Source organism: Centipeda infelix ATCC 43532, from assembly GCF_000234095.1.
Taxonomy (GTDB): Bacteria; Bacillota; Negativicutes; order Selenomonadales; family Selenomonadaceae; genus Centipeda; species Centipeda infelix.
Genome location: NZ_JH376798.1, coordinates 538,699 through 546,329 on the forward strand (window position 1 = coordinate 538,699; position 7,631 = coordinate 546,329).

Below are 7,631 nucleotides of genomic sequence, written 5' to 3' on the forward strand. Positions count from 1 at the left end.
ATTCAAATAACATATGAACAACTATTCATGTGTCTGATTATAATAGGGGTGGAAGAGATTGTCAATAGGAAGCATTTTTATTTTTGCAAGCAAGAACCCCGAAGTAACAACTTCGGGGTTCTTTGAAAGATATTTTACAGCCGGAACTTCGACGTGATGTCGTTGAGCTTCGCGGCGGTCTGTGCGAGGGACTCGGCGCTGTCGCTCACGTCGTGCAGGCTCGCGCTCTGCTCCTCGGATGCGGCGGCGACGGTCTCGGCATTCGCGCCCGTCTTCTCGGCGACTGCACTGATGTTCTGGACGTTGCCGACGACATCCTGCATATCGTTCGCCGTGTGGTCGACTGCCTGACTGATCTGCTCAATGTTCGTGCGGACATCCTCGAGACGCTTCTGGATGGAGTCAAAGCTCTTCTCCGTCTCCACGGTGACTTCTTTGCTCGCCGCAACCTTCTCCTCGGCACTCTCGATTGCGCCTGCGGCGACTTGGATGCTTTCGATCATATGGGTGATGGTCTGCTCGATCTCGTTCGTGGCGGCAGAACTCTGCTCAGCGAGCTTGCGGACTTCCTCTGCTACGACAGCAAAGCCGCGTCCTGCCTCACCTGCACGTGCTGCCTCGATGGCGGCGTTGAGTGCGAGGAGGTTTGTCTGACCCGCGATTTCACGGATGGTGGTGACGACGTTCTTGATGGCATCGGAGCTCGTGACGAGCTTCTCAGAGACCTGTGCAATCTCGGTCATGGCGTTGCTGACGGTATCGTTCTGCTGGACGAGCTCGTGAATGTACTTCATGCCCTGGTTCGCATCGTCCACCGCGTCGCATGCGGTCTGGTTCGCATGGACACCGCTCGCGCTCATCTCCTCGGTGCGCGCGCTGACCTGCTCGATGGCAGATGTGATCTCACCGATACTATTATTGTTGTGCACCGCATCAGAAGCAACATCTGTGATCGTGTGTGCGATGCTCTCGGAGACCTGCATCTGCGACTGTACGGAGTTCGAGAGGTTGGCGCTTGCCTTGGAAAGGCTGTCCGCCTCCGTCTGGATGGAGCGTACGATGTGGTGAAGCGCATCCTTCATCTCGAGCAGTTCATTTGCCATATCGCCGATCTCATCGTTCCATGTTGCACGCGAGCCCTGGAAGGAGAGGTCGAGCTTGCCGAGCTTGCCGACTTCCCCACGCAGTTTGACGAGACGGCCGGCGAGACGGCGTGCGTACCATGTGGCGGCGACACCGATACCGATGATACCGACAATGCTAACGACGAGCACGATGATAAAGATGTGATCGACGTTGTTGTTCAGTTTCTCAAGCTGCTGCTCCTGTACGGTGGTCTGAATCTCTGCCGCCTTGTTGAAGAGCGCGTCGATCTCGTCCGTCTTCTTGCGGAGCTCTGTGGATGCTGCCGTCGCTGCCTCAATGTCGTTGCGCTGGTAGAGGGCGATGATATCCTTCGTCTTCTCTGTATAGTCGTGCACCGCTTTGCGCAGCTCTTCACCGCGTGCTTTCGCGTCGGCGTTGACCGCATGCTCGGCAAAGATACCGATTTGTTCGTCTGCCTTCTTGAGCGCGTTTTCCGTATCCGTGGCACGGTTTGGATCACGCGTGATGATGTAGCCGCGCACCTCGCTCAGTCCCTGATGGAAGTCGTCCTCTGCCTCGAGCAGGGTAATGCTGTTCTTGACCGTGACGGAGAGCAGATGCTGATAGTCCGCACTTGATGACTTGAACTCGTAGAGTACGACAGCAAGTAGGACGATCATCAGTGCGATAACACTTCCGACCAGCCCCGTGAGCTGCAGCCCGATGGGCATTCGCTGTCCCATAGTAATTCCTCCTCATTCCTCTTCCCGTACCGCATGCCGCTCCCACGCAGTCACGCAGCACAAAATTTCTGTGTAATTATTTTGCACCCGATGAGCTCTTATGTCAATCTTTTTTTATCAGGAGAAAAATTTTTTAGGACTAAAGCCCTCTCTTGCGTGCGCAAGTGAAATATGATAAATTTACATTCATGAATTTCCTGTTTGCGCGTTGTGTCGATCGTTTGATTGCAGACGATGGGAGCGATGCACGGGCACATTTGGAACGATTAGTCTGCCTTGGTGGGGGAGCACCTCGGGACTTGGCAGGGTGATTAGTGTCTGCACGACGGACTCGTTTATAAAATGGATTGTGCATGGACGACCAAATGGGATGACAGGAAATCTGAGCCGGTGGATACATCGGCTTTTCTTTTTGCCCTAAATACGATAGAATATGGACAGCTGCTTATGCGGAAGGCATATCCCGTCGATTCTTTATATATAGTAGAAAACCGCATTACATGGAGGTAATGTTATGGCAATATTCGAGGGAATCGGGCGCGTCGGCGACTATGCACAGCTGCGGGATCTTCGGCGCGAGATGAAGTATCGGATCAAGACGGGGACGAGTCTCGCGCAGGCGATGGGTGCGCCCGTACAGCCCGGCAAGGTGAGATCGGACGAGGCGCAGAAAACGAATGGGAATCGCGATGCGGATCGCGAGGCTCTGATTCGTCAGAAGCTGCGGCAGGGGCGTAAGCTCTCGCCCGGGGACAAGCAGTATCTAAAGGAAAACGATCCCGATCTCTATGAGAAGGTGGCACGGATCGAGGAGCGTCGCGAGGTACTGGCGCGCGCACTGAAGCGTGCGAAGACGAAGGACGAGGCCCTGCGCGCCGTGGCGCAGGCGAATATCGCCGTGCTCTCGGAGATGCAGAAGGGCGGCGGCAGTACACCGAAATTCTCGGGCGTGGGCGGCGGTTCTTGCGAGGGGAGCTCGTCCGCGGGGGCGCTGACGGCGGGCGGTGATGCCGCTGCGGGTGATGCACTTGATGCACCTGTGAGTGAGGGCGGTGATGCCGCCGCGACGACGGGCGCGATGCAGGGGGCACTCGGGCGTGAGGCAGTTGCCGTGCAGGACAGTGAAACATCGGCAGCACAGCCGAGTGCCGCACAGAACGGCACAGGCGCACACGCAGACGGCGCACAGAGCGACCCGCACAAGGAGCGGGAGCACTTCCAACCCGGACCTTCGACGCGCGACCAATACGGCAACCGCCGTGTGCTCTCGCGCGAGGAGCTGGACGATATGCTCCGTCAGGCGCAGCAGGCGGGCAAACTCTCACCGCTCGACGATGAGAAGGTCTACCTCCTGCGTGCGCTGCAGCGCGAGTGGATGGAATATGCGAACTCCAAGGAATACAAGAATCTGCCGAATACCGCACTCGATGCGGCAGCGGAAAAGGCGCGCGGTGTGCGCCGCAAAAAGCGCACGGACGGTGATCCCGTCCCCGTGCGCCCCGCGCCGAGTGCCGCCGAAGTGCTTGCCGCGCACAGGTACTACCATGCAGCGCATAGCAGCGAGCCGTTTGAGGAAAAAGGATGATTCCTTATTAGAAAGGAAAAGATATGTTTACATTCAAAGGGGACGGATTCCCCGCATTTCACGGCATCACGCCGCAGATCCACGAGGAGGCGTTCGTCGCACCGCAGGTATTTCTCTCGGGCGATGTGCGCGTCGGACAGTACGCGAGCCTCTGGCCGGGGGTGGTCGCGCGCGGCGATGTCAACTACATCTCTGTCGGCGACTGCTCGAACATCCAGGATCTCACATGTCTGCACGTTGCGGACGATAACCCCTGCATCATCGGGGACTATGTGACCGTTGGACACAGCGCGTGCATCCACGGCTGCGAGATCGAGGATCACGTCCTCATCGGCATGGGGGCGGTTGTCCTGACGGGGGCAAAGATCGGGCGCGGCTCGATCGTCGCGGCGGGTGCGGTGGTCAAAGAGAATGCCGTCATTCCACCGAACTCCCTTGTTGCGGGCGTTCCCGCGAAGATTGTACGCGAGAATATCGACCGCGTCGCGACCATCCATGCGCAGGCGCTCAAGTACAAATGCGAGTGGGCGGTCGAGTACGGGCTGTACCCTGAGATCGGCGGCGAGCGCTTCCACGGCGAGAAGGTCATCTGATGGCGGAGGATGCAGAGCACGTTCGTCAGCCACACGGGCGCGAGCAGCAGGTCAAGATGGAGATCGTCTCCATGATCCACGGCGGCGAATCGCCGTACGACATCATCCACCACGTCGCGCAGTGGCTTGAGAAGTCCTCGGGCGAACCGGGATATGCGCAGTATGTCGAGGATGCGATGCGTGCGGTGTATGGCTGCGCACTCCAGCATGTACGCCCGATGGAGGATGAGCTGCGCGACGTGGAGGCACGCCTTGAGCGTATTCGCGCCGCCTATGAAAATCCTGCGTTTACGGAGGAGGAGAAGAAGCGCATCCGCTTTGCCATCGATCTCCATGTAAAGAACATCGCGCGTCTCAAGGCATGCATCGAACGTGCGAAGGCGAACGGGGAGACAGCGGAAATTGTGAAGAATTGAGGAGTATATGCTGACAGAAGTCTTTTTTGCGTGCTTGCAGCACGATGGGATCGTATCGGTGGCGACGACATCTGCCGATGGTGAGCCGCACATCGCCAATACGTGGAACAAGTACCTGATCGTGACCGAGGATGAGAAAATCCTAATCCCATGCTATGGATTCCGCAAGACGGAGCGCAATGCAGAGGCGTGTCCTCACCTTGCAGTGACGCTTGGCAGTCACGAGGTGGAGGGGCATCGGGGAATGGGAACCGGCTTCCTCCTGACGGGGACGGCGGAGTTTCGGAAGGATGGCGAGCTCTTCGATCGGATGAAGGCAAAATGCCCCTTCGCCAATCGCGTACTGATCTTCACTCCGGACAGCTGCAAACAGACATTGTAACGGAAACGCTGATTATGAGGCCTGTGGAACGAAATTTGCTTCGTTCCACAGGTCTTTTTGGTCAAAAGAAATAATAGGAATATAACAAAAAATCATCGTTCCAATACCTTGAATGAATAAAAATATTGTGATAGAATACAGCTATAGATCATAAGTTGTTGCAATCTTGAGAACTGTTGAAGATGTTGGTAGGAGGTGTAGATCATGAAGATTTCTACCGTCAAGAAAGTTTTTGCGGCAGGGGCAGTCCTTGCGGCGATGGTGGTACTCTTCACAGGATGCAACGGCAACTCCGATGTGGAGGGGAAGAAATTCCTCAACATCGGCACGGGCGGTACGGCAGGGACATACTACCCGATCGGCGGCGCGATGGCGGAGATCCTGAACAAGGAGATCCCGGGGATGAGCGCGAGTGCACAGAGCACGGGCGCATCTGTCGCCAATGTCAACATGCTCGGCGTCGGGACGATCGACCTTGCGACGGTGCAGAACGATATCGCATACTATGCCGCAAACGGTACGGAAATGTTCGTGGACAAGAAGGTGGATGGTCTCAAGGGGATTGCCTCGCTCTATCCTGAGACCTGCCAGTTCGTCACGCTGAAGGCCTCAGGGATTAAGAGCCTTTCTGAGCTCAAAGGCAAACGCGTTGCCGTCGGTGCGGTCGGCTCTGGCGTGGAGGCGAATGTGCGCCAGATCCTCGCGGCGTACGGCATCAGCTATGACGACATCGATGCACAGTACCTCTCGTTCGCCGAGGGCGCGAGCGCGCTGAAGGACGGCAATGTGGATGTCGCCGTTCTGACGGCAGGCTATCCGACGGCATCTGTGCAGGACATCGCTGCGCAGAATCCCGTGCGGCTGCTCCCCGTGGAGGAGGAGATCGCCGACGCGCTGATCGCACAGTATCCGTTCTACACGAAGACCATTATTCCCGCAGGGACATATGTGGGCTTTAACGAGCCTGTTCCGAGCGTTGCCGTCATGGCGATGCTTGTTGCAGGGCCTACGGTGAACGAGGAGCTTGGCTACAAGGTCACAAAGGCGATTTTCTCGCATCTCGACCGTCTGCAGGCAGCGCACGCCGTCGGCAAGCAGATCACGCGCGACTCCGTGAAGGCGGGGATGTCATTGCCGATGAATGAGGGTGCAGAGAAATATTTCAACGAGAAATGAGATTTGCCGTACCGAAGCCCTCTTGTATACGCGTGTATACTGTCATACAAGAAGCCCCGCGCTTGCAGGCGCGGGGTTCTTTATGATAAAATGCGTTTATTATCGCCGCATGCGACGATAGTTCGAGAACTTTTCTATTATAGACATGGAGGGAAAGAACATGAATATCTCTACCGTAAAGAAAATTCTTGCGGCAGGCGCAGTCCTTGTATTCTCTGCTGCGCTTCTCACCGGCTGCGGCGGCAACTCCGCCTCGTCGGGAGACAAGAAGTTTCTCAACATCGGCACAGGCGGCACAGCCGGGACGTACTACCCCATCGGCGGCGCGATCGCCGAGGTGCTGAACAAGGACATCCCGGGGATGAATGCGAGTGCACAGAGCACAGGTGCATCCGTCGCGAACATCAATATGCTGCGCGACGGTGCGGTCGATCTTGCGACGGTGCAGAACGACATCACCTACTACGCGGTCAACGGTACGGAGATGTTCAAGGACAAGAAGGTCGACGGTCTGCAGGGGATCGCATCGCTCTACCCCGAGACCTGCCAGTTCGTGACGCTCCAGTCCTCCGGCATCAAGAGTCTCTCTGAGCTCAAGGGAAAGCGTGTCGCAGTCGGCGCAGCGGGCTCGGGCGTGGAGGCGAATGTACGCCAGATTCTCGCAGCATATGGTGTCAGCTATGACGATATTGATGCAAAGTTCCTCTCGTTCGCCGAGGGCGCGAGTGCACTGAAGGACGGCAATGTGGATGTCGCCGTCCTGACGGCGGGCTACCCGACGGCATCCGTGCAGGATATTGCAGCGCAGAATCCCGTGCGGCTGCTCCCCGTGGAGGACAAGATTGCAGACGACCTGATCGCAAAGTATCCGTTCTACACCAAGACCGTCATCCCTGCAGGGACGTATGCAGGCTTTGATGAGGCGATCCCAAGTGTCTCTGTCATGGCAATGCTCGTCGCAGGTCCTTCGGTGAACGCGGATCTCGGCTATAGCATCACAAAGGCAATCTTCTCGAATCTTGACCGTCTGCAGGCGGCGCATGCCGTCGGCAAGCAGATCACGAAGGACACGGCGAAGGCGGGGATGTCCCTGCCGATGAATGCAGGTGCGGAGAAGTACTTTAACGAGAAATGAGAGCGTATCTGATTGCGCTCGCAGCGGCGGTGCTGCTCGTTGCGTTTGATATTCTGAGTACACCCACCCTGTTTTTGCAGGCGGACGGGCAAAAGACTATCCTCGTGCGACAGGTGCGCGATGCCGTTCCTCTGACGATCCACTTCATCCACTCGGTGCAGAAAACTCCCGTCGAGGAGTTCCTGACCGCGCACGCGGACGGTCATTTCCACCTGACGGGCACGCGCTATCAGTCGCACGGTGTCGGGCTGCCGTTCCTCCCCGAGGAGGGCACATTTCGGCGGGAGGGCGACTATTTCGTTCTCGATATGGATCGTGACTACAACGAACTTAGTCTGCGTACGGGTGTCGGCACACAGTTGACGATCGAGGCGGGCGGGGAGCGCATCCCCGTCTACGAGATGTACCCCGTCGGCACGCGCATCGACCTCATCGTTGCGCCTCTCTACACCTATTTTCTATGACATTCCGAGGCTGCGTCTTCGAGCGCCCCTATCGGCTCGCAAGCTCGCCAC

Annotated in this window: 8 protein-coding genes; 7 read left to right on the plus strand and 1 reads right to left on the minus strand. The window is 57.2% G+C overall.

Annotation, left to right across the window (positions count from 1 at the left end; all coding sequences use genetic code 11):
* Nucleotides 1-134: 134 nt before the first annotated feature.
* Nucleotides 135-1,829: a methyl-accepting chemotaxis protein gene (locus HMPREF9334_RS05755; RefSeq protein ID WP_006692544.1), complete on the minus strand. Its 1,695-nt coding sequence runs from the start codon at nucleotides 1,827-1,829 to the stop codon at nucleotides 135-137.
* Nucleotides 1,830-2,343: 514 nt separating this feature from the next.
* Between HMPREF9334_RS05755 and HMPREF9334_RS05760 the strand changes: the two genes are divergently transcribed.
* From HMPREF9334_RS05760 to HMPREF9334_RS05790, 7 genes are all read left to right on the plus strand, one after another.
* Entirely contained in the window at nucleotides 2,344-3,414 is a 1,071-nt protein-coding gene (locus HMPREF9334_RS05760; RefSeq protein WP_006692545.1) for a hypothetical protein, read from the plus strand.
* A 23-nt stretch (nucleotides 3,415-3,437) separates the two neighbouring features.
* A complete protein-coding gene (locus tag HMPREF9334_RS05765; protein WP_006692546.1) occupies nucleotides 3,438-4,007 on the plus strand; it encodes a gamma carbonic anhydrase family protein in 570 nt (189 codons plus the stop codon).
* On the plus strand, nucleotides 4,007-4,423 hold the full coding sequence (locus tag HMPREF9334_RS05770) for a hypothetical protein (RefSeq protein WP_006692547.1): 417 nt from the start codon (nucleotides 4,007-4,009) through the stop codon (nucleotides 4,421-4,423). The genes HMPREF9334_RS05765 and HMPREF9334_RS05770 overlap by 1 nt, the downstream gene beginning before the upstream one ends.
* A gap of 7 nt (nucleotides 4,424-4,430) precedes the next feature.
* Nucleotides 4,431-4,805, plus strand: coding sequence for a pyridoxamine 5'-phosphate oxidase family protein (locus tag HMPREF9334_RS05775; RefSeq protein ID WP_006692548.1), 375 nt, complete (start codon nucleotides 4,431-4,433; stop codon nucleotides 4,803-4,805).
* Nucleotides 4,806-5,009: 204 nt separating this feature from the next.
* Complete coding sequence (locus tag HMPREF9334_RS05780) at nucleotides 5,010-5,981, plus strand: TAXI family TRAP transporter solute-binding subunit (RefSeq protein ID WP_006692549.1); 972 nt, start codon at nucleotides 5,010-5,012, stop codon at nucleotides 5,979-5,981.
* Nucleotides 5,982-6,141: 160 nt separating this feature from the next.
* The gene (locus HMPREF9334_RS05785; protein WP_006692550.1) at nucleotides 6,142-7,116 is read left to right on the plus strand and encodes a TAXI family TRAP transporter solute-binding subunit; all 975 of its coding nucleotides are present in this window, start codon (nucleotides 6,142-6,144) and stop codon (nucleotides 7,114-7,116) included.
* Nucleotides 7,113-7,580, plus strand: a complete 468-nt coding sequence (locus HMPREF9334_RS05790) for a DUF1850 domain-containing protein (protein ID WP_006692551.1) — start codon at nucleotides 7,113-7,115, stop codon at nucleotides 7,578-7,580. Before HMPREF9334_RS05785 ends, HMPREF9334_RS05790 begins: the two co-directional genes overlap by 4 nt.
* Nucleotides 7,581-7,631 lie beyond the last annotated feature (51 nt).

Excerpts from the sequence above, each read along its gene's own strand:
- HMPREF9334_RS05755 (WP_006692544.1), bottom strand. The coding sequence starts at position 1,829 with ATGGGACAGCGAATGCCCATCGGGCTGCAGCTCACGGGGCTGGTCGGA.
- HMPREF9334_RS05770 (WP_006692547.1), top strand. The coding sequence starts at position 4,007 with ATGGCGGAGGATGCAGAGCACGTTCGTCAGCCACACGGGCGCGAGCAG.
- HMPREF9334_RS05785 (WP_006692550.1), top strand. The coding sequence starts at position 6,142 with ATGAATATCTCTACCGTAAAGAAAATTCTTGCGGCAGGCGCAGTCCTT.
- HMPREF9334_RS05760 (WP_006692545.1), top strand. The coding sequence starts at position 2,344 with ATGGCAATATTCGAGGGAATCGGGCGCGTCGGCGACTATGCACAGCTG.
- HMPREF9334_RS05780 (WP_006692549.1), top strand. The coding sequence starts at position 5,010 with ATGAAGATTTCTACCGTCAAGAAAGTTTTTGCGGCAGGGGCAGTCCTT.
- HMPREF9334_RS05790 (WP_006692551.1), top strand. The coding sequence starts at position 7,113 with ATGAGAGCGTATCTGATTGCGCTCGCAGCGGCGGTGCTGCTCGTTGCG.
- HMPREF9334_RS05775 (WP_006692548.1), top strand. The coding sequence starts at position 4,431 with ATGCTGACAGAAGTCTTTTTTGCGTGCTTGCAGCACGATGGGATCGTA.
- HMPREF9334_RS05765 (WP_006692546.1), top strand. The coding sequence starts at position 3,438 with ATGTTTACATTCAAAGGGGACGGATTCCCCGCATTTCACGGCATCACG.